The sequence below is a fragment of the Hymenobacter qilianensis genome (assembly GCF_014489555.1).
GTDB classification, from domain to species: domain Bacteria; phylum Bacteroidota; class Bacteroidia; order Cytophagales; family Hymenobacteraceae; genus Hymenobacter; species Hymenobacter qilianensis.
Genome location: NZ_CP060784.1, coordinates 3793869 through 3814390, shown reverse-complemented (window position 1 = coordinate 3814390; position 20522 = coordinate 3793869). Strand labels below are relative to the sequence as shown.

22 protein-coding genes and 1 pseudogene are annotated in these 20522 nt (G+C 56.7%); 17 read left to right on the top strand and 6 right to left on the bottom strand.

Going from position 1 to position 20522, the window contains the following annotated elements; translation table 11 throughout:
• The first annotated feature begins 117 nt into the window (after positions 1-117).
• The 6 genes and pseudogenes from H9L05_RS17190 (at position 118) to H9L05_RS17165 (ending at position 4857) form a co-directional block, all read left to right on the top strand.
• Positions 118-375 (top strand): mechanosensitive ion channel family protein, encoded by a 258-nt coding sequence (locus H9L05_RS17190; protein WP_187731965.1) that lies wholly within the window; start codon positions 118-120, stop codon positions 373-375.
• Complete coding sequence (locus H9L05_RS17185; protein WP_187731964.1) at positions 348-941, top strand: mechanosensitive ion channel family protein; 594 nt, start codon at positions 348-350, stop codon at positions 939-941. Before H9L05_RS17190 ends, H9L05_RS17185 begins: the two co-directional genes overlap by 28 nt.
• A gap of 101 nt (positions 942-1042) precedes the next feature.
• A pseudogene (locus H9L05_RS17180) lies at positions 1043-2274 on the top strand (chloride channel protein); the annotation flags it as partial.
• Positions 2275-2301: 27 nt separating this feature from the next.
• Positions 2302-2820, top strand: coding sequence for a CBS domain-containing protein (locus H9L05_RS25235; protein ID WP_394368499.1), 519 nt, complete (start codon positions 2302-2304; stop codon positions 2818-2820).
• A 61-nt stretch (positions 2821-2881) separates the two neighbouring features.
• Positions 2882-4195: a DUF2254 domain-containing protein gene (locus tag H9L05_RS17170; protein ID WP_187731961.1), complete on the top strand. Its 1314-nt coding sequence runs from the start codon at positions 2882-2884 to the stop codon at positions 4193-4195.
• Positions 4196-4332: 137 nt separating this feature from the next.
• On the top strand, positions 4333-4857 hold the full coding sequence (locus H9L05_RS17165) for a DUF421 domain-containing protein (RefSeq protein WP_187731960.1): 525 nt from the start codon (positions 4333-4335) through the stop codon (positions 4855-4857).
• 48 nt (positions 4858-4905) lie between these two features.
• On the opposite strand, the gene H9L05_RS17160 is transcribed toward H9L05_RS17165, so the two are convergent.
• Together H9L05_RS17160 and H9L05_RS17155 are read right to left on the bottom strand one after the other, a co-directional pair.
• Entirely contained in the window at positions 4906-5856 is a 951-nt protein-coding gene (locus H9L05_RS17160) for a mechanosensitive ion channel family protein (protein ID WP_187731959.1), read from the bottom strand.
• An 81-nt stretch (positions 5857-5937) separates the two neighbouring features.
• Entirely contained in the window at positions 5938-7125 is a 1188-nt protein-coding gene (locus H9L05_RS17155) for a cation:proton antiporter domain-containing protein (RefSeq protein ID WP_187731958.1), read from the bottom strand.
• Between the two features lie 226 nt (positions 7126-7351).
• On the opposite strand from H9L05_RS17155, the gene H9L05_RS17150 reads away from it, so the two are divergent.
• A complete protein-coding gene (locus H9L05_RS17150; RefSeq protein WP_187731957.1) occupies positions 7352-8581 on the top strand; it encodes a BaiN/RdsA family NAD(P)/FAD-dependent oxidoreductase in 1230 nt (409 codons plus the stop codon).
• Between the two features lie 12 nt (positions 8582-8593).
• Here H9L05_RS17150 and H9L05_RS17145 read toward each other — a convergent pair whose 3' ends face one another.
• A complete protein-coding gene (locus tag H9L05_RS17145; RefSeq protein ID WP_187731956.1) occupies positions 8594-8812 on the bottom strand; it encodes a hypothetical protein in 219 nt (72 codons plus the stop codon).
• 254 nt (positions 8813-9066) lie between these two features.
• Between H9L05_RS17145 and H9L05_RS17140 the strand changes: the two genes are divergently transcribed.
• On the top strand, positions 9067-10512 hold the full coding sequence (locus H9L05_RS17140) for a diadenylate cyclase (RefSeq protein ID WP_187731955.1): 1446 nt from the start codon (positions 9067-9069) through the stop codon (positions 10510-10512).
• Positions 10513-10773: 261 nt separating this feature from the next.
• Here the strand turns inward: H9L05_RS17140 and H9L05_RS17135 are convergent, their stop codons facing one another.
• A complete protein-coding gene (locus tag H9L05_RS17135; protein ID WP_187731954.1) occupies positions 10774-11763 on the bottom strand; it encodes an aldo/keto reductase in 990 nt (329 codons plus the stop codon).
• A gap of 188 nt (positions 11764-11951) precedes the next feature.
• Between H9L05_RS17135 and H9L05_RS17130 the strand changes: the two genes are divergently transcribed.
• The 5 genes from H9L05_RS17130 (at position 11952) to H9L05_RS17110 (ending at position 15196) form a co-directional block, all read left to right on the top strand.
• Positions 11952-12461 (top strand): DUF4112 domain-containing protein, encoded by a 510-nt coding sequence (locus tag H9L05_RS17130; RefSeq protein ID WP_223284528.1) that lies wholly within the window; start codon positions 11952-11954, stop codon positions 12459-12461.
• A gap of 78 nt (positions 12462-12539) precedes the next feature.
• Positions 12540-12977: a hypothetical protein gene (locus H9L05_RS17125; protein ID WP_187731953.1), complete on the top strand. Its 438-nt coding sequence runs from the start codon at positions 12540-12542 to the stop codon at positions 12975-12977.
• Entirely contained in the window at positions 12974-13669 is a 696-nt protein-coding gene (locus H9L05_RS17120; RefSeq protein WP_187731952.1) for an SCO family protein, read from the top strand. Before H9L05_RS17125 ends, H9L05_RS17120 begins: the two co-directional genes overlap by 4 nt.
• A complete protein-coding gene (locus tag H9L05_RS17115; RefSeq protein WP_187731951.1) occupies positions 13666-14091 on the top strand; it encodes a c-type cytochrome in 426 nt (141 codons plus the stop codon). The genes H9L05_RS17120 and H9L05_RS17115 overlap by 4 nt, the downstream gene beginning before the upstream one ends.
• 172 nt (positions 14092-14263) lie before the next feature.
• A complete protein-coding gene (locus H9L05_RS17110) occupies positions 14264-15196 on the top strand; it encodes an enhanced serine sensitivity protein SseB C-terminal domain-containing protein (RefSeq protein ID WP_187731950.1) in 933 nt (310 codons plus the stop codon).
• Between the two features lie 10 nt (positions 15197-15206).
• On the opposite strand, the gene H9L05_RS17105 is transcribed toward H9L05_RS17110, so the two are convergent.
• A complete protein-coding gene (locus tag H9L05_RS17105; RefSeq protein WP_187731949.1) occupies positions 15207-15734 on the bottom strand; it encodes a DUF2062 domain-containing protein in 528 nt (175 codons plus the stop codon).
• A gap of 18 nt (positions 15735-15752) precedes the next feature.
• Between H9L05_RS17105 and H9L05_RS25230 the strand changes: the two genes are divergently transcribed.
• Together H9L05_RS25230 and H9L05_RS17100 are read left to right on the top strand one after the other, a co-directional pair.
• Positions 15753-15887 carry a hypothetical protein gene (locus H9L05_RS25230; RefSeq protein WP_262892563.1) on the top strand — a complete coding sequence of 45 codons (135 nt, stop codon included), beginning with the start codon at positions 15753-15755 and terminating at the stop codon, positions 15885-15887.
• A 63-nt stretch (positions 15888-15950) separates the two neighbouring features.
• A complete protein-coding gene (locus H9L05_RS17100) occupies positions 15951-16910 on the top strand; it encodes a YihY/virulence factor BrkB family protein (RefSeq protein WP_187731948.1) in 960 nt (319 codons plus the stop codon).
• 9 nt (positions 16911-16919) lie between these two features.
• On the opposite strand, the gene H9L05_RS17095 is transcribed toward H9L05_RS17100, so the two are convergent.
• Positions 16920-18149, bottom strand: coding sequence for an MFS transporter (locus H9L05_RS17095; RefSeq protein WP_223284527.1), 1230 nt, complete (start codon positions 18147-18149; stop codon positions 16920-16922).
• A gap of 188 nt (positions 18150-18337) precedes the next feature.
• On the opposite strand from H9L05_RS17095, the gene H9L05_RS17090 reads away from it, so the two are divergent.
• Both H9L05_RS17090 and H9L05_RS17085 read left to right on the top strand, forming a co-directional pair.
• A complete protein-coding gene (locus H9L05_RS17090; RefSeq protein ID WP_187731947.1) occupies positions 18338-19720 on the top strand; it encodes a DEAD/DEAH box helicase in 1383 nt (460 codons plus the stop codon).
• Positions 19721-19766: 46 nt separating this feature from the next.
• A complete protein-coding gene (locus H9L05_RS17085; RefSeq protein ID WP_187731946.1) occupies positions 19767-20402 on the top strand; it encodes an NUDIX hydrolase in 636 nt (211 codons plus the stop codon).
• The last annotated feature ends 120 nt before the right edge of the window (positions 20403-20522 follow it).

The following is a 20522-nucleotide window of genomic DNA, read 5'->3' as shown; positions in this document are numbered from 1 at the left end:
CAGCTGCTGGGGGGCAAATCCCAACCTTCGGGTTAGTTACCGCCGTACTGTTAGTGTTTGGTTATAAAAATGCCACCCAGCGCCAGTTGGGGGGCAAATTTTGTTTTCTACTGCTCTATGATCGACGAATTGAATGAGGTGCTGATCGACTACTGGCACCAGTTTGTGCACCTACTGCCTAAGTTATTTATCGCTCTGATAGTGCTGGCCATCGGGTTGGCCATCGCCAACCACGTAAGCCAGCTGCTGGGAAGCAGACTCAGAAAGCGCTCCCACGACGCGCTGCTGGCCAATTTCCTGACCAACTTTACCCGCTGGGCGCTGCTGCTGATGGGGTATTGCTGGCCATGCACGTCCTCGGCCTGTCGGGGGTAGCTAGTGGAATGCTGGCGGGTGCCGGGCTTTCGGCTTTCATCGTGGGCTTTGCCCTGAAAGACATTGCCGAGAACTTTCTGGCCGGCGTAGTGCTGGCCTTCAACCGCCCGTTTCGCATCCACGACACCGTGCAGGTAAAGGATCTGATGGGCGAGGTAGAAGCCCTGAATTTGCGCACAACGCTCATCAAGACCTTTGATGGCAAGCACATCTTCCTGCCCAACGCCCTTGTGCTGCGCGAGCCGCTGACCAACTATACCCGCGACGGCTTCATCCGGCAGGACTTCCTGATTAGCGTTGATATGGGGACTGAAACCACTTCCGACCGCATCGAAGAGATGTTGCTCAAGTACGTGAGCAGCCACAAAGGCGTTGAAACCCGCGACCCTCATACGCCCTACATTATCGTCGAAAAGATGGGGACTACCTCCGCCGACTTGCGTATTTATCTCTGGGCCTATTCCGAAGAATACCGGCGTGGCACCCTGGAGTTGAAAAGTGACTTGCTGAAGGGCAGCAAAGCGATGCTAGTGGCTGAAGGCTACGTTGTTTCGGGGGCGAATTAATACTTAGTCAGCACGAGGCTGCTTATTCGTTTTATTGCTTGTACATTGTATTAGTGGCCGGTTTCTTGCGGATCGAGCGCTGCTTGTAGTTGTCGTTTGCCATGCCGAAGAGTTCCTTTCACCGTTTAATAGGTCCTTTGTTGCTGTGGCGACTACGCCACGTCAACGACCGGGTCTACCTGATTCTGGTGAGCGTGCTGGTCGGAATTGGGGCAGGTTTGGCGGCGGTGGCACTCAAAAGCTCCGTTCATTCGGCCCAGAACCTGCTGTACTCCTGGGTACCCGAAGAAAATCGGGTCTTTGCCCTGTTCCTATATCCCATGCTTGGCATCGGGCTCACGGTGCTATTTACGCGCTATGCGCTGGGCGGCACGTTGAGCCGGGGAATCGGGCCCATTCTTTATAATATTGCCCGTCAGGGCAGCGTGGTGCCACGCAGTAAGCTGTATTCGCAGGCCATTTCCTCCTTTCTCACTGTCACGTTTGGCGGCTCGGCGGGTCTGGAGGCACCTATTTCCGTAACGGGTTCGGCCCTGGGGTCTAACATCGGGCGCATTCTGCGCGTGGGTCGCCGCGAGCGGCGCCTGCTAGTGGGTTGCGGCGCAGCGGCTGGCGTAGCGGCTATCTTCAACAGCCCTATTGCGGGAGTTTTGTTTGCAGTAGAAGTAATTCTGTCGGAGCTGTCGGCGCCGTTTTTTATTCCGCTGCTTATTTCCTCGGCTACAGCCACGGTGGTTTCCAAGGCCCTGTACGCGGGCCAGCCCTTCGTGCTGATTACCACTACCTGGCCAGTAGAAGCCGTGCCCTCCTACCTGATGCTGGGCTTGTTCACCGCGCTCCTGTCGGTGTACATGATTCGCATTTATTTTGCTTCCGACAAGTACTTTGAGCGGTTTCCCGGCACTTTTCGCAAGGTGGTGTTTGGCGGCTTCACGCTGGGCATCATGGTGTTTTTGTTTCCGCCGCTCTACGGCGAAGGCTACAACATTGTAGAGATGCTGCTCCAAGGGCGGCCGGAAGGACTGGTAGAAGGATCCATTTTCGCCGTTTACCGCGACGAGAACGTGTGGCTGCTGCTGCTGGTGGTAGCCAGCAGCATGTTGCTTAAGGTGTTTGCTACCTGCGTCACCATCGGCTCGGGGGGCAATGGTGGTATGTTCGGCTCATCTCTGTTTACGGGGGCGCTGGGGGCTTTTTGCTGGCCCGCCTGATTAATATGAGCGGCTGGTATCCCGTATCGGAGGTACATTTTGTGGTGCTGGGCATGGCGGGCACGCTAGCCGGCGTAGTACACGCTCCCCTTACAGCCATCTTCTTGATTGCTGAGATTACCGGCGGCTACGCTTTGTTTGTGCCCCTGATGGTGGTTACTTCCAGCTCCTACTTGATTACCAAATACTTCGAGCCTTATTCCGTGTACACCCGCAAGCTGGTACAGCGCGGTGTGCATATGCACGCCGACCGCGACCGAGGCCTGCTCGCGCAGCTGGAGCCGCTTTCCCTGGTACAAAACGATTTCGTACCAGTCCATCCCGAAACCACCCTAGGCGAGCTAGTCGATATTTTCCGTCATGCCACCCGCAACCTGTTTCCGGTAGTCGATGCCGATAATAAGCTCGTGGGCATCGTCTCGCTCGACACAGTGCGCGACGCCCTCTTCGACGACGAGCACTACACTACCACCTACGTCAGCGACCTGATGACGCCGCCGGTGGCAGTTGTCCAACCGGAAGATAGCCTGCTCGATACGCTCAGCGAGATGGAACACCACGATGCCTGGGCCTTGCCCGTGGTTCGCAATGGCCTGTATCTGGGCTTCCTGCTCAAATCCACTATTCTGGCCAACTATCGGCGGCAGCTGCTAAAGGAAATCGAGTAGCAGCCTTCAACTTAGCAGCAAGCAACAACCTTAGCGCATACTCGGCAGTACCTACTAGGGTATGAACCGACTTCGCGCGCTTTGGCTGAATCTGGATGCCAGCTTATGGTTTATCCCAACTCTGATGGTTGCGGGGGCCATTTTGCTGGCTTTTGCTTTGGTGTTCATCGATTTACGCATTGAGCACGACTGGCTGGAGGAATACCCCTTACTGTTTGGGGCCGGCTCCGACGGTGCGCGCGGCGTGCTCACGGCCATTGCCGGCTCCATGATTACGGTGGCCGGCCTGATTTTCTCGCTTACGCTGAGCACACTGGCGCAGGTATCCAGCCAATACACCCCGCGGGTACTACGCAACTTCATGAGCGACCGGGCCAATCAGATGGTGCTGGGCTTCTTTGTCAGCATTTTCGTGTACTGCCTCATCGTGCTGCGCACCATCCGCGGTGGCGACGAAGGCAGCTTTATTCCCTCCCTGGCGGTATTGATGGGTTTGGTGCTGGCCCTGGTCAGTATTGGGGTGCTTATTTTCTTTATCCACCACATCGCCAATTCCATTCAGGCATCCAATATTGTGCGCAACGCAACCGAAGAAACGGAAGCCGCCATCAAACGCCTGTTTCCCGAACAGCTTGGACAAGAAGCAGATGCAGACGAAGCTCAGAAGCTACTGCGCCAGGCCGGCCAGCTCAGCTGGCTGACCGTTCCTTCCCGAACGAATGGGTACGTGCAGAGCGTGGATGAAGAGGGCCTGCTGGACTTAGCGCGCAACCTGCACGGCGTGATACGCATGGAGCACGGCATCGGCGGTTTTGTAGCGCGCGGTGCGGCGCTGGCATCGGTGGCCGTTTATCAGGGGGAAGCGCCCGCGCTGGATGACAAGCTAACCGACCAGATCAATTCTAGGTTTGGCTTGGGCAGTCAGCGTACCATCGAACAGGATGCTGGCTTTGGCCTGCGGCAAATCGTGGATATTGCCCTGAAGGCCCTCTCGCCGGGCGTCAACGACACCACTACGGCCATCATCTGCATTGACCATCTCGGCTCTTTGGTCGCGCAGCTGGCCGACCGCCAGCTTGCCAGCCCCCTGCGCACTAACAACAATCGTGTGCGCGTGGTGGCAGTGCGCCCCTCGTTCGAGCAGTTCGTAACCACCGCTTTCGACCAGATCTGTGTCTGTGCCGACGGCAACGTGGCCATTTACCTGCGCCTGCTTACGGCACTTTCAGTTATCGGGCAGCGCACCAACGACCCCAGGCGCATACTGGTACTGCACCAGCAGCGGGGCCTGATCGGTGAGGCGGCTGAGCGTACGCTCCACACAGAGTACGAGCGCACCCAGGTACGCGAGCGGCTAGCATTGCTTGAATCCTGAAAATGCAGCCAAGCCAGCAGCAACTTCTGACTCCGAAGATGCCCTGAACTGCGCTGCCTGCTTACTTGAGCTAGTTCACCTATCGTACACCGCATAAGCGTTGTAGCTTATATAAACCGACCTAACCCACCTATGCTATGGAACAATTCTTCTTCTCAAACTGGACAAGCATCGCCCGTACGCTGGTCATTGGAATGGCGGCATACGCTGGGCTAATTGTGCTGCTTCGCCTGTCAGGCAAACGAACGCTGACCAAGATGAACGCCTTTGATTTAATAGTTACCGTGGCGCTCGGCTCTACCCTGGCCACTGTACTGCTCAACAAAAGCGTCCCGCTGGCCGATGGGCTTACCGCGTTTGCCCTGCTGATTTTTCTGCAATATGCCTTAACCTGGCTGTCTGTGCGCTCTAAAACGGTGAGCAAGCTCATTAAGTCCGAGCCGACGCTTTTGGTGTATCAGGGGGCTTTTTTGTCGGCAGCGCTTAAGGCTGAACGGGTTACCGAAGCAGAGATTCTGGCGGGCTTACGCGAACAAGGCGTGGCCAGCTTGGCGGATGCCGCCGCAGTGGTACTAGAAACCGGCGGCGACCTGAGCATTCTCAAAAACACGAGCGACGGCCCACAGTCCGTGTTGCAGGATGTGCCCCTGAAGCAAAAGTAGCAGTAAGCCTTGGGGGGCATTTTATCTGGATATGGGCCCGGAGCGAAGCTATGCTTCCTCCTTCAGCTTAGGCTCGGGTACCGCGGCACGGGCAAGCGGCACATCGCCCTTGCCGGCGGGCCAGCCTTCGCGCTGGGTACGGCGGTCACCATCCGTCACTTCGGTCTGGTCGTGTAGCAGGATCTGCTGAGTCGGGAATGGCATATCGATGCCATTAGCAGTAAGCTTATTTTTGATGCTTTCCAGCACTTTATCCTGCGCATCGAGCACGTCGGCCTGGCGCGGCGGATTAACCCACCACCGCACCCGAATGTTCACGCTGCTCTCCGCCAGCTCCATTACCAGCGTTTCGGGTGCCGGCTCGCGCAGTATCCCTTCTACTTCTTCCACTGCTTCCAGCATTAGCTTGCGCGCCTGGGCTATGTCGTCGCCGTAGCCAATGCCTACGTCATACTGCAAGCGGCGCATGTCGTAGGCCGTATTGACAGTCACGGCGTTGGTAAACAGCTCCGCGTTGGGAATAACCACTCGGCGGCCATCATAGGTTTTGATGGTGGTGGCACGCATCTGAATGGATTCTACGGTACCCTCAAAGTCCTTGTACTTAATTTGATCGGTAATCTTGAAGGGCTCGGTAAGCAGTAGCAGGATACCAGCCAGAAAGTTCTGAAAGATATCCTTGAAAGCGAAGCCAATAGCTATACCGCCCACGCCTAAAGCGCTCACCAGACTAGCGGGTGTGAAGCCGGGCAGAATGATAGTCACCGTTACGAGGATGCCTAGAATAATCATGGCCACGTAGGCCAGACGGCTCAGTAACAGCGGCAGACTCTGATTCTGCCGCATCCCGCGCGTAACGCGTCGCACCCCGGCGCGCACGCCGCGGGCCAGCAACATGAACAGCAAGAATACAATTATCCCAATAGCAATGTTGGGCAACGCGGCCATGAGGTCGCGGCCAATTTGGTTTAGCTTCTGCCAAGCAATTGAAAAATCCATAGGCGCAAAATTTTCTGTGAGGTAGCCGTGTTTTCAAGCCCAGCTGAACATAGAAATTTACTCTATTGCAGGGCAGCAGGCTTAATACTCGCCCAGCTCCGGCTCCTTACGGGCCAGCATCAGGCCAACCATCATGAGCAGGCCCGTCAGAAGAATTACGACAAAGAGGATGTTTTCGCTGACTTGCCCAATAAGATGATTATCGGGGATGCTATAAAATAACAGAATGGAAATTAGGCCTTTGGGGGCTATAAACAGCTCAGGTATCAGGTCCGATTTGGCGATATAGCGCAGGTAGAAAAAGCGGATAACAGTGAGCACCGCTACAATCAAGAGTCCTTGCCATAGGAGCGTGACACTGATGAGATTGGTGAGGGTGATGGAGTAGCCAAACAGCAAAAAGAAGAACGTGCGGATAAGGAACGCCGACTCGGCCGTGATACTCTTAAACTGGTGCAGTTCCTCGGCCAGACGCTCAGGGTGCAGCAAACGGCGCAGTGGTCCCCGAAGGAATAATTCTGCGTTGTTCACGGCTAGTCCGAAGGCCAGAACCAATAGCAGGGATGACAAATGCAGCTTTTTGGCCAAGCTATAAATCAGGACCAGGAAGGCAAAAATCAGGAAGAACTTGATGTGTAGTCGGATGCGGTCCAGCATAAAAGCCAGTACAGCGGTACTTATGACGGCTAAAATGGACACAAATACCACATCGCGAAGGAACGTGAGAATGGATATTCCCTGAGCAAAGTTGTCCTGCAAGGCAAAGTTGAAAAGCATGATGCCGAGGATGTCCGAAAAAGTGCTTTCGTACACAATAAACTCCTGCTTCTCCCCGCCCAGATTGGATACGCTCGGAATGGCTATAGCCGAGCTGATGACAGCCAGCGGTACGGCATTAATCAAACACGTCTGAAATGGGACATCCAGATAAAGCTGAAGCAGCTCGGCAATAATAAGGGCCTGCACTACCAGAATTAGTGCGGCCGCCGCGAAGGAACGCTGGATCAAAGGGGCTTTATCGCGACTAATCTTTAAATCCAGAGCCCCTTCCAACACAATGAGTATTAGACCAATGATACCAAATATCTCCAGTACTACTTTGGGTATCAATACGCCCACGTCGCCGTAGTCGGCAGCCTGCTTTAGCGCGATACCCGTGAAGAGTAGCATCAGCACCGACGGCACTTTTGTGGCCCTTGCCGCGAGATCAAACAAGTAAGATAAGACAACGGCCAGGCTCAGGCCAATCAGGATGGTATAAGGACCCATGTTGGGAAAATTCGTGGACAGAACTGCCTTCTATACGGTGGCGCTGGAAAGTTAACATATCTAAACCCTGAACGCCGACAAATTAAAACGTTTTGCATTTTGGATGTAACCCAAGAGGCATAGTCACCGGGTATAAATTGCGGCAGGATTAATATGCACGGAGCCCGCCCAGACGGCGGCGCGGTAGTGTCGTATCTTGCCGGCCGCTACTTTCCACTTTGCATTTATGTCTGACCATCCCAGCATCGCCATTATTGGGGGCGGCCCGGCGGGCTTGCTGGCCGCTCAGCACTTGGCGGAAGCGGGCCACCGCGTGACGGTGTATGAGGCACAAGCTACCGTGGGGCGCAAGTTTCTGGTGGCCGGACACGGCGGCTTCAACCTAACGCACAGCGAGCCGCTGCCCACCTTTGGCAAGCGCTATGGTGCTCACCAAGAGCCATTTGCTTCGTTTCTCACGCATTTTGGCCCCGAGCAGCTACGCGCTTGGGCCGCCGATCTGGGCGTAGAAACCTTTGTCGGCAGCAGCGGCCGCATATTTCCCACGGCTGACTACAAGCCTGCCCAACTATTACGTGCCTGGCTGACACGCCTGGCCGCACTGGGCGTGGTTATCAAAACGCGGCACCGCTGGCTGGGCTTCGTGCCCGACTCACCCAACGGCTTGCTCGTGTGCAATGAGCAGACCGGCGAGGAGCTGGAAATTTGCTCCCCAGCGGTGGTGTTGGCCTTAGGCGGGGCCAGCTGGGCCAAAACCGGCTCCGATGGCGGCTGGACTTCAGCCTTCTCCGAAATAGGAGTGCGCTGCACGCCCTTCGCTCCGGCTAACTGTGGCGCCGAGATAGCCTGGGGGGCTTTTTTCAAAGAAAAAGTAGTCCGCGCTCCGCTCAAAAACATTGCCCTGACCTGCGAAGGCCAAACCATGCGCGGCGAGCTTATGCTAACCGACTACGGGGTGGAAGGCACGCCGGTGTACGCCCTCACGCCGGCCTTACGCACGGCGCTCAGTCGGGAAACACCGGCAACGCTGTGGCTGAACCTCAAGCCCGACCTGACACATAATCAGCTGGTGCAAAAACTAAGCAAACCGCGGGGCAGCAAGTCGTGGGGGGCTTTTTTGCAGCAAACCTTACACTTAGGCCCACCCGTACCAACCCTATTGCGTGAAGTAGCACCACCTGACACCATTACCAGTTCACCCGAAAGTCTGGCCCGACTGCTTCAGCAGCTGCCCTTGCCCGTGCGTGGGCTGCGGCCGCTGGATGAGGCCATCAGCACGGCGGGCGGCGTAGCGTGGGAAGAGCTGGATGAAAACCTGATGCTGCGCCGGCGACCCGGCACCTTTGTGGCCGGCGAAATGCTGGATTGGGAAGCGCCCACGGGCGGCTATCTGCTGCAAGGCTGCTTTAGCACGGGCGCCTGGGTAGCCGATGCCGTTACAAAACGGCTGGCGTAGAAACGCGGTTTCCTACTTATTAATAGCCTTCTGCTCGGCGTCGGCCAGAATGGCTTTTGCTTCGTCCAGAAGGCACTCGCCGGGGTTCAGCTGCTTGCGGCAGATAAGGGCAAAAAGCAGAAAGAACGAGACAATGGGCAACACCCAGCCCAACGCAAACCACAGCCAGAACGACCGTCCATAGCTATGGGCACAATACCCGGTGGTGAGGGCAGAAACGACATAGCGCACAAAAAGCCCAGCAGTAAATCAACAAACATGGCGGTGGCAGCTATGGGATGAGCGGTATTGTGAAGATACGCGATTGGCGAGAGTTTCCCAACGCGCAACAATCCTCGGTATACTGGCTATAACTATGCGGGCGGCTGGATGTTGCCTTAATCTGGCCGGAATGTTGCCGCCCTGATATACCACCCTGGGGGCATTTTCGCGTACGCCGTAATGTTTTCTGGCTCTTTCCTTCTCCTGACCGCCCAAATCGCCCTATGTGGGAGCACCAAAGTCTGTTTCGCGTCTCGGCCCAGCTGTTTGCCGAAGGCGTTTTTAATCTGCTGGATAGAAATTTAAAGCCCGAAGTTTTTTTACTTGGCCTGGCCTCCGCAAAAGAACCCGACGAGCCACAGGCTGTCGTACTTGAGCCCGCCAACCACCGCTACCCCAGCGCCGAGTTTACGGAAGTGAAGGTGCGCGCCGCTGCGCTGGAATCGGCTGAAGGGCCCCGCGAGGTCGTGTATCACCTGCACCCCACCGACCAGGACCGCTTTGAGAAGCAGCGCTGGTACGAGTTGCTCCGTCAGGCTACGGAATTGACGTTGAATGAAATGCCCCCCGAGCCGATGAAGCGCGTCTCTTTCTGCTCGCTACCTGTCAGCTTTAATGGGTATATGGTGCTGGTGGTATTGCAGCTATCGTCCGAAGCATATCACGGCTATTATGCCCTGCCCGACAAGATTGTGGCCCGCGCCAACTCCTTGCTGGCCGCGGCCGTGCAGGAGTTTTTGCAGGATTGCGCCCGCGCCCTGCGCGAATCCGATTCCGACGACGCCCACCCCGTCCTCGACCGCGACTACAACGAGATGCTGCGCGCCGCTGGTCGGCGCTTTATGCTGCGAGCGGCAGCCGGCACCCACGGCCTCTACGATGCCTGTAACGGCGTGGCCGCGCTTCGGCACGAAGGCGACGATGGTATCGGGCTGATGATTGTGGCGCGCCGCCACCATCCCGCCATTGTGCCCGTATTGACCCTTGAAACGCCCATTACCCTCCGCGACCACCGTTCCATTCGGAAGCTTCTGGAGCTGAGCGAAGACAATACGGCGCTGATAACAGACGCCACCCATGTCTTCGGTTTGGGGTATCTGGTGGAGGAAACGCACCCCAGCTATGAGCCTTTATTTATGGTGCACTTCACCAAGCACTACAGCTGGGAGCTGACCCACGCCGATCATATTATGATGAAGGTGGTGTCGAATTCTCCCCGCCTGCCCCAGGGCCGCGTCGATGCCGATAATTTCGCGCATGCCGTGCGCAAGCAGTGGCCCGAGCTACTAGATGCCGGTATTTCGTATCTCTGGCGGCTCACCCAGGAAGCCAGCACCCAATCTACCGGCACTATTCTGGTGATTTCGGCAGGTGCGGCGCAGGAAGCCCAGCGCCTCACCCGTCAGTGCTTCCGGGTAGTGCCCCGCCTGATGACGCCCGCCATTCTACGCCTGGTTACGAATATTGACGGAGCCGTGCTCGTAGACCAACACGGCATCTGCCATGCCATTGGCGCCATTCTCGACGGCCTGGCCACTGCCAAAGGCGACTCCTCCCGCGGCTCCCGCTACAACTCGGCCTTGCGCTACGTGGAAAGTAGCCAGTACGCCGTGCTAGCCGTGGTGGTCAGCGAAGATGGCCTGATTGATTTGCTGCCGCCGGTGAGTTAAGTAGCTCAGACCCAATTTTTCAGATAACTTTATATCTCTATTTATCCTACTCATCTAACACACATAAGCTATGCCTTCACTTTTCTTAGAATTCGGATATTACATAATGTTTCTAGCTCAGCTTTTAACTCTTCTGCTGCAAATTTTCGGGGTGTATGTGCTATACCTTGTGGCAAGGGCGCTGCATAAATATTTGAGGGAAGGCAAGCGCAATCCATCTTCAACCAAAACTTTTATTGACAATCCGTAGCATACCGCTTATCAACCATTTATACTTCCCATCATAGCTTCCGGATAGCGCAACCCAGCAATAGCGCTCTGGGGGGCAATTTCATCTATCTGCGCCAGTTCGGCAGCCGATAGCTGTACTTCCAACGCACCCAGATTTTCTTCCAAATATTCGATACGCTTGGTGCCCGGAATCGGTACGATGTCGTTGCCCTGAGCCAGTACCCACGCGAGTGCCAGCTGACCCGGAGTGCAATTTTTCTGCGTTGCCATTTCCTTAATGCGTGCAACTACATCGAGGTTGCGCTGAAAGTTTTCGCCCTGGAAACGGGGTGTGTTGCGGCGGTAGTCATCCGCGTCCAGATCCTCGAAGCGCTGAATCTGGCCTGTCAGAAAACCCCGGCCTAACGGGCTATAGGCCACTAGGCTGACGCCTAATTCGCGGCAAGCGGCCAGCACGCCATCTTCGGGGTCACGACTCCAGAGTGAGTATTCGCTCTGCAGGGCCGCAATGGGGTGAACGGCATTGGCGCGCCGCACCGTTTCGGCAGCGGCCTCCGAAAGGCCCAGATGGCGCACTTTGCCTTCTTCTACCAACCGGCTCATAGCACCCACCGTGTCCTCAATGGGCGTACTCGGATCGACGCGGTGTTGATAGTACAGGTCGATATAGTCGGTGCCGAGGCGGCGCAGGCTGCCTTCGCAGGCTTGGCGCACGTACTCGGGGCGACCATTTATACCGCGTTTAGTCGGGTCGTTCGGGTCGCGCTGAATACCAAATTTGGTGGCAATAACGGCCTGGTTGCGTCGGTCACGTAGGGCCCGGCCCACCAACTCTTCATTGGTGTACGGCCCATACATATCGGCCGTATCAAAGAAGGTAACGCCCAGTTCCAGAGCACGATGAATAGTGCGCGTACTCTGCTCATCATCGCGCTTTCCATAAAAATCGGACATACCCATACAGCCTAAGCCAATGGCTGAAACAGTTAAACCTGAGCGGCCTAGAGTGCGCGTTTGCATATCGTTGTTATTAGGTACAAATTGATAAGACTAGCTGCATTCTTAACGCAGAGAAAGGCAACGGAGGCTGAGTTTGGCAAACACAAAATTTGGTTTTCTCACCCTCAGCAAACCTGGCCAACGACCTAAACTTGCCGAACGCACCCGCCCGCGCCGTTCTTTCGTTTAACGAGCAAAGCCCTCTCCCTATGCAACCCAAAATGCCCCCCAGACCGGTTGACCCAACCTTCGAAAATGACGAACGCCTGCGCTGGGTGCAGAGCATCGCTCACCTCATGGACAGCCAGTTTACCCTGCCCGGTACCCGTTTTCGCTTCGGCCTCGATCCTATTTTGAGTCTGCTGCCCGTGGTGGGCAACCTGACGAGTATGGCCGTATCAGGGGCACTAGTGCTGACAATGATGCGCCACGGAGCCAGCGGCAGCCTGGTTATTCGCATGGTGCTCAACATCTTGCTCGATACTATTATCGGAGCCATTCCGGTGCTGGGCAACATATTTGACTTCGCCTATAAAGCCAACGACCGCAACGTGCGCCTGCTGCGCCGCCATTATGCCGAGGGCAAATACCAAGGCAGCGGTAAGGGGCTGCTGGCGGTGGTGCTGGTAGGTATGATCATCATTTTTGGACTGCTGGCCTGGGGACTATGGGAAGCGGTAGAGTGGCTGTGGACGTATGGGGGGCAAAACTGGTGGTAGTCGGGAGAGTTTTTGAAGGTTGACTTGTTAGTAAGGTAAATAGGCGCAGCGCAAGCGTTCGCGCCGTACTTTTGCCCCGTGAAATTCTTCCGATCAACCTCGTTTTTCTGTCTGCTGGGCGCTTTACTGCTGTCCTCCTGCCTGTCGCTGCAAAGCGAGGAGCAGCAGGCCGAAGCCGCTGAAAAAGCTGTGATGGCCAAGCACGATGAGTTTATGGCCCAGATGGATCAGCTGTATACGCTGCGCCAGCAGCTTCAGCGCGCCACCCTGCCCGATACTACCGAAGCTGGCCGGCGCCGCCGCTCCCTGCTGCGGGCCGACGCGGCCATGATGGGCTGGATGCACCAGTACCGTCGCCCCGCCGACACGGTAGCGCACGAGCAGGTAATGGCTTATTTTGCCGCTCAGGAGCACAAAATCGATTCTGTGGGTCGCCTGATGCGCAACAGTATCGATTCGGCCCGCCTGGTACTTGGTACGAAGGCAGGTAATTCCTCTAATTCGTCTACCAAATGATAAATTTGCTTTTCACCCGCGCCCGCCGGGCCGGCATTCTAGTGGGCAGTGGTGCCCTGCTCCTGCTCGCCGCCTGTCAGAGCCAACCCGATACTGCTGCTGACCGCCTACCGTATCTGGGTGAACGTGAGGTAGTACCACGTGCTGATGGCGGCCCGGCCGACACGCTCTACGCCACCATTCCCCGCTTTACGCTCACCAACCAGGACAGCATCACCATCACCAACGACACCTTCAAAAACAAGGTGTACGTGGCCGATTTCTTCTTCGCCACCTGCCCCAGCATCTGCCCCAAAATGCAGAGTGAAATGCTGCGCGTGTACGAGAAGTTCAAGGATGATCCGCGGGTGCTTTTCCTTTCCCACACCATCGACCCGGCGCACGATTCGGTAGCCGTGCTGCGCGACTATGCCCAGCGCTTGGGTATTCAGAACGCCAGCCGCTGGCACTTCGCCACCGCTCCGCATGATACTATTTTCAGCCTGGCTCGTGCCTATTACGTGCCGGCCGAAAAAGACGATAAGGTAGCCGGAGGCTTTGCGCACAGCGGCGCTTTCACCCTCGTTGACTCCAAGCGCCGCGTGCGGGGCCTCTACGATGGCATGAACCCAGATGAAGTCGCCCGCCTGATGGAGGATTTGCCGGTATTACTGAAAGAAGAAGCCGAAAACGCTTCCCAGGCTAAGCTATGAGGTGGCGCGCAGCAGATTTGTTGCGGCTGGGGGGCTTTTTGGCGGCCGGAACCCTGGCTGCCGGCTGCTTCACTGATCGTCAGAATGCCGGCGCGCGCCTTTATGCCCAGCACTGCGCGCACTGCCACGGCGACGAGGGCCAAGGATTGAAACGCCTCATCCCGCCCCTGGCCGGCGCCGACTACGTGGCCGAAAACCGCAATTTTCTGGCCTGCCTGGTGCGCCGCGGGGTGAACGGGCCCATGGTCGTTAATGGTATCACCTTCAACCAGGTAATGCCCGGCCACGAAGACCTAACCGATTCGGAAATTACTAATCTGCTGAACTTTGTGCAGTCGTCATGGGGTAATAAAGGCAAACCGTTCACGATTCGGGAGGTGTCGGAGAAGCTCCAGGCCTGTGCCGGCAGCGACGGACAGTAGCTGGTATTAGGGCAGATGATGCAAGGCGCAGTGTAAGCCTGCATCACTTCAACTTGCTGATTTATAAGTTTGATACCCGCCACTGTATTCTTCAAACCTGTAATTGCCCCTATTTTTCACGGTTATCCTCAGCTTTCCTCCTTAGCTTGCCATCTCAAATTACTGTAGTGTTATGGGTCTGTTCGACTTTCTGAAATCCAAAAAACAACCTGTTCAAACCCCGGCACCCGCCGATCCTGCTCCTGCCAGCGCTGCGCCAGCTACGGGTCCGCGCTATAAGGGGGCCAATTTTACCTCGCCCGTAGCGCCTCCACCGCCCGCTCCGGTATTGCCACCCCCACCTCCTCCCATGCCTTCTTTCGAGCCCGTGAACCGCCTCGAAGAAATGCTGCTGCACGCCGCCGCCGACCCCGATGCGCGCCCCGGTTTCTATCAGGCTCTGTTGCAGGAAGATGTATTGGTGCTTACCCAACCCAAGGAAGGCCAGCCAGGGGGCGAAATACCCGTGACGGAGAACATGGAAGTGCAGCTACAGGTATTGCACGATGGCAAAATTCCGGTCTTCACGTCGCCAGGGCGGATTTTTGATAGCAGCGTCGTTAAGGAGGAAGTGCCTTACCTGCGGTTGTCGGGCTTCGATTTGTTTCAGATGGTGAAAGGCGCTGACTGTGCGCTGAACCCGTTTTCCAGCCTGGGCAAGCTACTGATGGCCAACGAGCTAGAGGATTTATTAGCCGGTCATCTATTTCAAGCCCCTGCCCACCAGATTCCGCCTGACACGCAGGTACTCCTGGGTCAGCCCGCGGAGGTGCCCACGGCTCTGATAGAATCGCTGAGCACGTATGCCGCCGATCAGCCGCTGATTCGGGCTATTTATCTGGCTGAACTGCAACTCCCCGACAGCCCGGAGCCGGCTCGTTTGCTGCTTGGCTTTGAGGTAGAAGGCGATGACACCTCGTTCCTACAGGAAATTGGTGCCGTCATTCAGCATCACCTCGATGCCAGCCATCAGTTCGTTGATATTGTGCTTATTAGCCCCGAGTCGGAGGAGCCGCTAAGCCACTATTTCTACCAGAACGAGCCCATTTATAAGCGCAGCGAGTAGCCCGAAAGGGTTACTTCGCCTTCTGGCGCGCTACGCGGTCGAACACGGGCCGCAACCCGTAGAACAAGCCGGGTACCAATACTACGGACGCCAGCAGCCACAGCAAAAAGCCCCCCAGACTAGCGCGCCAAAGCAAACGGGCCGCTTCCACCCAGTCGGTGCTGAGCAGGTGCTGCAGCTGCGTCAGGGTTAGCTCAGTATCCGTCCCGTCGCCCACCACGCGGGCTCCGAGTTGGAGCAGCGGAATGAGCAACAGCAGCTGCAATGGGCTCATTAGATGACTGATGAGTAATAATGCCGCTACGTTCAGGCGCAGCCTTACGGCCGCAAATGTGCTGAGCAGCGTCGTGACTCCCAGAACCGGAATCAGCCCGAACACCACTCCCAAAGCTACCGTGAGGGCCAGCTGCGTAGGAGAAAGCCCTTGCTGTAGCAAGCCCAGCAGCGGCATGAGTATCCGGCGTCGCAGCCAACCGGCGCGGGGCGGCGTGGTGGACGTGTCGGGAGGTGATGTCTGCGGAATTATTTGCTCACTCATACATCACGACAACAGATCATGAAAGACCTCAGTAGCTACGCTCATTTACTGGAACAGAAGCCCGCCAAGGTTATTTTGTGCATTCTTTCCGCTTATTTCATCTTCAAAGCCGGAGCCAGCGCAGGCGAGTTTTTTTACTATCTGAATCGCTAGCATTCTCAATGGGCGCCGCAAAGCGCGTAAATAGTGTAGCCGCACAGTGACCAGATGAGGCACATGACAAAAGTACGCGAGCCGGGTCAGCCCCGGCGCAAAGTCTGGACTGATTTTTTTGTTCTGCTCCGGCGTGCCGCCCGCGAACTGGGCGCCAACGACCCGTTGCGTTTGGGCGCGGCTACTGCTTTCTTTGCCACGTTTGCCCTCCCGCCCATCCTCATTATCCTCATTCAGGTGCTGGGAGGCATTTATTCGGCCTCCACGGTGCGCGGGCTGCTCTTGCAAAAAATCTCTAATCTGCTGGGCTATCCGGCGGCGGGCTTGGTAGAGCAAATTCTGCAAAACGTAAGCAATATCGAGCGCAGCCGCCTGATGACGTGGTTGGGGTCAGCCTTTCTGGTTTTTATTGCCACTACGCTCTTCGTCGTTATTCAGCATTCGCTAAACCAGCTTTGGAAGGTTCGACCCCAGCGCACGGAGGGTCAGTTTCACAAAGTGCTGCACGAGCGGGCGCGCTCGCTGGGCGTACTGCTGGCCACGGCCCTGCTTACGCTGCTGGCCTTCCTGACCGATGCCGTGCTGGCCTTCTTAGCCGACTACACCCGCGACTTCGACGCCACCTTTGGCTACTACCTGTTTCAGGGCCTGAGCCTGGCGACGTCGCTGCTGATCTTGTCCACTTGGTTTGCCGTCACGTTTCGCAACCTGAGCAGCGCGTATGTACCCTGGCGGGCCGTGCTTCGGGGGGCAATTCTGACGGCCGTCTGCATCGACATCGGTGAGCTTATCCTCGGCTATCTACTGGTACCGCGCAACTTAGGCCCAATTTATGGTCCCGCCTCCAGCATTGTGCTCGTGCTGCTGTTCGTGTTTTACTCGGCCATGATCTTCTACTTCGGCGCCTGCTTCACGAAGGTGTATGCTCATTATGCCGGCATAGATATTCGGCCCAAGAAGTCGGCGGTTCGCTACCGGTTAGTCGACATCACCGAGGACGGCGTACGGCGGATTAAAGGCTAAAAAAGCCCCCTAGCCATTGGCGCGGCCATAAAATCGGTTAATCAGAAATGCCGCTACTACGAAAAGCAGGCCCGTGGCACACACGCCCGGCCACTGCCAATGCGCCCACGCAAACCCACCGGCCAGCGACCCCAATGACCCGCCAATAAAAGAACTGGTCATGTACACCGTATTCAGTCGGCTCCGGGCTTCGGGTATCAAAGAGAAAATCCGCGACTGATTAGAGATGTGTGTCACCTGCTGGCCCACATCCAGAATGATAACTCCGAGAATCAGACCTACCAAGTAAACCCCGCTTACCCCCAGCAACAGGTAAGCCCCCAGCGCCAGCAGAATACCCATACTCAAAGCGTAGTCTGAGCCGCGCTTATCAGCTAATTTGCCCGCTAAAGGTGCGGCCAGAGCTCCACAAGCGCCAATTACGCCGAAAAAGCCGACCACGTCGCTTTTATAAAAATAAGGGGCGCCCTCCAGGAAAAACACTAGTGTAGTCCAGAAAACGGTAAGCCCGCCAAACATGCATGCACCGACTAGCGAAGAGCGGCGCAGCGTCGGCAAATCGCGGGTCAGCGTCAGCAAAGATTTCATGAGGCTGGCGTAGGTGCCTTTGAACGATGGTTGGTTGCGGGGCAGGCTCAGCGCCAGAACAGCCACAAGCACCAGCATCATTAGAGCGCCGCCGCCAAACATAGTGCGCCAACCAAAATGCGCTCCCACGTAGCCGCTCAGGGTGCGCGAGAGCAGAATTCCGATTAGTAAACCGCTCATCACTTTACCGACCACCTTGCCCCGTTCAGCGTCGGTGGCCAGAGAGGCGGCCATGGGCACCAATAGCTGAGGCACGGCGGAAAAGATGCCAATTAAAAGGCTGGCAGCCACCAGCACCACGAAGGATGGCGCCAACGCAGCCCCGGCCAAACAAGCTGCCGCGCACAGCAGCAGTAACAGAATCAGTCCTTTACGCTCTACTTTATCGCCCAATGGCACGGCAAATAGCAGTCCCAGTGTGTAGCCCACCTGCGTGATGGTAGCAACCCAGCTCACCCGGCTATCAGATACCTGAAACGTGCGGCCAATCTCGACCAGCAGCGGTTGGTTGTAGTAAATATTGGCCACCACCAAGCCGCAGGTAATGGCCATCAGCCACACGAGTCCGCTTGTGAACGGGGCCTGAGCTGGGAGTAATACGGCGGTTGGGTGCTGGGTTCTGTTTTGAGTAATCACAACTTCATTCTTCACGCTGCGCGGGTAAATCCAGGCTCGCTGCATCTGTTCAGCAGACCGTAAAAGCGCCTGGGGGCTTTTTTGTTAGCAGAATATGTATCTGCCGGTGCAAAGGTACGGAGCGCAGGTACGGGGTACCGCACAAAGGGTTGCGGCTGCTGCCGCCGGGCTGCCTACCTTTGTGGTATCCTTTTGTGCTTTCTATGACTTCTTTTTCCGACCTCGGCCTTGCGCCCTCGCTGCTCCAAGCCCTGGAAGAGCTGAATTTTACCGCTCCTACGCCCGTACAGACGGAAGTAATTCCGATGGCCCTGGCCGGTCAGGATGTAGCGGGCCAGGCGCCCACCGGCTCGGGCAAAACGGCCGCCTACGGACTCTCCGTACTCCAGCACATTGATGTCACCCAGGACACCATGCAGATTCTGGTGCTGGTGCCCGCTCGCGAGCTGGCTCTGCAGGTGCGCGACGCGCTTAAAAAACTAGGCAAATATATTCCCAACCTGCGCGTAACAGCCTTTTACGGTGGTCACGCCATGCGCGAGGAAACTGCATCGTTGAAGCAGACGCCCCACGTGGTAGTGGCCACGCCGGGCCGTCTGCTCGACCACCTGGAGCGGCGCACCATTATTCCCAATCAGCTCAAAACCCTGATTCTGGATGAAGCTGATAAGCTGCTAGAGCTAGGTTTTCAGGATGAGCTGGTCGAAATAATCAAGCGCCTGCCCCGTCGTCGCCAGACCATGCTGTTTTCGGCTACGATGTCGGATAAGGTGTTGAATCTGATTCGGGCCAACCTGACCCGGCCGCGCGTGGTAAACGCCGGCGAGGATACGGATGAGCTGCCCGAAAACCTGACGTTGCTGGGCCAGGTAGGCCCTATTGAGAAAAAGCCCGCCGCCCTGCTCCACCTGCTGCATCAGCCAGAAACCGGCCGCGCCCTCATTTTTTGCAACACCCGCGACCGGTGCGTCGAGCTTTCCCGCTTCCTTGTAGGCCGTGGCGTGGCCGCCGAAGTATTGCACGGCAAAATGCCCCAGCCCGAGCGCGACAAAGCCCTTATGAAGCTGCGCAATGGCTCGGCTCAGGCCCTGGTTGCCACCGATGTAGCCGCGCGCGGCCTCGACGTAACGGCCCTCGACACCGTTATCCAATACGACGCCCCCGACAAGGCCGACTCGTTCCAGCACCGCGCCGGTCGTACGGCGCGCGCTGGCGCCGTCGGTACGGCTCACATTCTGGCCACGCCCCACGAGCAAAACCACGTGCAAAAGTGGCCCGTGTCCGAAAGTATCAAGTGGAAAACCATGCACGCGCCGGCTTTGCCGCCCGCCGCGCCCAAAGCGCCCCGCCCCGAAAACGTGACTCTGCACGTATCTGCCGGCCGTAAGGACAAGGTCAGTGCCCACGACTTGGTAGGCACCTTTGTGGCCCACGGCGGCTTGGAGCGCGAAGCGGTAGGCCACATTGAGGTATTCGACCACTACAGCTACGTGGCCGTCCCGCGCCAGTTTGCGCAGGATGTTGCGCAGCGCGTAACGGGCGCTAAGGTGAAAGGCCGCAAGATTCGGGTTTCGGTGGTGGTGTAGCGCTCAGCTATAATTTGAAATTCTTAGCTAGATAAAACCCAATCGAATGACTGCTACCGACTTGCTGGCTGTTGCCCAACGGTTGCAGGCGCTAGCGCAGGCGGGCCTTACCTATGCGCTCAGTGCCTATGATACTGAGCGCTATGAGGAAGTGCAGGCGCTCAGCCTCCAAATGATGGCCAGCCTGACCAACGAGCCCATTGCAAAGCTTAACGCCTTGTTTGCTAACGAGGCGGGCTACCCTACTCCTAAAGTAGATGTGCGGGCGGTGCTGTTTCGCGGCACCGAGGAAATCCTGATGGTGCAGGAAAAAATAGACGGAAACCGCTGGACGCTGCCCGGCGGCTGGGCCGATGTAGGCTACACACCCTTCGAGGTAGCGGTGAAGGAAGCACGGGAAGAAACGGGCCTTGAAACCCAAGCAGTGCGCCTGCTGGCCCTCTTCGATAAGAAGCAGCACCCGCACCCGCCGCAGCCCTGGTACGTATACAAAGCGTTCGTTCTCTGCGATATAGTAGGTGGCAGTTTGCAAGCTGACACGCCCGAAACGGTGGGCGTACGCTGGGTGCATCGCACGGAGCTGCACCACCTGACCTTATCCACCGACCGGGTGACCCTATGCCAACTGGAGCAGATGCTTGACTTCGCTCAAAACCCCAACTTACCAACCCTTTGCGATTAAGCATAAGGCGCAGGTCGAGCAGTCAGAATACAGTGTCCTCGTCTTTTTATGGAAGCTTAACCTTAAAGATGAAGAAAAAAGCCCCCCAGCTCAGCTACTAACGCTATAAGTGCGTACACG

Bases quoted from the DNA above. Each gene is read 5' to 3' on its own strand.
- H9L05_RS17190 (WP_187731965.1), top strand. From the start codon at position 118: ATGATCGACGAATTGAATGAGGTGCTGATCGACTACTGGCACCAGTTT.
- H9L05_RS17185 (WP_187731964.1), top strand. From the start codon at position 348: ATGCACGTCCTCGGCCTGTCGGGGGTAGCTAGTGGAATGCTGGCGGGT.
- H9L05_RS25235 (WP_394368499.1), top strand. From the start codon at position 2,302: ATGGTGGTTACTTCCAGCTCCTACTTGATTACCAAATACTTCGAGCCT.
- H9L05_RS17170 (WP_187731961.1), top strand. From the start codon at position 2,882: ATGAACCGACTTCGCGCGCTTTGGCTGAATCTGGATGCCAGCTTATGG.
- H9L05_RS17165 (WP_187731960.1), top strand. From the start codon at position 4,333: ATGGAACAATTCTTCTTCTCAAACTGGACAAGCATCGCCCGTACGCTG.
- H9L05_RS17160 (WP_187731959.1), bottom strand. From the start codon at position 5,856: ATGGATTTTTCAATTGCTTGGCAGAAGCTAAACCAAATTGGCCGCGAC.
- H9L05_RS17155 (WP_187731958.1), bottom strand. From the start codon at position 7,125: ATGGGTCCTTATACCATCCTGATTGGCCTGAGCCTGGCCGTTGTCTTA.
- H9L05_RS17150 (WP_187731957.1), top strand. From the start codon at position 7,352: ATGTCTGACCATCCCAGCATCGCCATTATTGGGGGCGGCCCGGCGGGC.
- H9L05_RS17140 (WP_187731955.1), top strand. From the start codon at position 9,067: ATGTGGGAGCACCAAAGTCTGTTTCGCGTCTCGGCCCAGCTGTTTGCC.
- H9L05_RS17135 (WP_187731954.1), bottom strand. From the start codon at position 11,763: ATGCAAACGCGCACTCTAGGCCGCTCAGGTTTAACTGTTTCAGCCATT.
- H9L05_RS17130 (WP_223284528.1), top strand. From the start codon at position 11,952: ATGCAACCCAAAATGCCCCCCAGACCGGTTGACCCAACCTTCGAAAAT.
- H9L05_RS17120 (WP_187731952.1), top strand. From the start codon at position 12,974: ATGATAAATTTGCTTTTCACCCGCGCCCGCCGGGCCGGCATTCTAGTG.
- H9L05_RS17115 (WP_187731951.1), top strand. From the start codon at position 13,666: ATGAGGTGGCGCGCAGCAGATTTGTTGCGGCTGGGGGGCTTTTTGGCG.
- H9L05_RS17110 (WP_187731950.1), top strand. From the start codon at position 14,264: ATGGGTCTGTTCGACTTTCTGAAATCCAAAAAACAACCTGTTCAAACC.
- H9L05_RS17105 (WP_187731949.1), bottom strand. From the start codon at position 15,734: ATGAGTGAGCAAATAATTCCGCAGACATCACCTCCCGACACGTCCACC.
- H9L05_RS25230 (WP_262892563.1), top strand. From the start codon at position 15,753: ATGAAAGACCTCAGTAGCTACGCTCATTTACTGGAACAGAAGCCCGCC.
- H9L05_RS17100 (WP_187731948.1), top strand. From the start codon at position 15,951: ATGACAAAAGTACGCGAGCCGGGTCAGCCCCGGCGCAAAGTCTGGACT.
- H9L05_RS17090 (WP_187731947.1), top strand. From the start codon at position 18,338: ATGACTTCTTTTTCCGACCTCGGCCTTGCGCCCTCGCTGCTCCAAGCC.
- H9L05_RS17085 (WP_187731946.1), top strand. From the start codon at position 19,767: ATGACTGCTACCGACTTGCTGGCTGTTGCCCAACGGTTGCAGGCGCTA.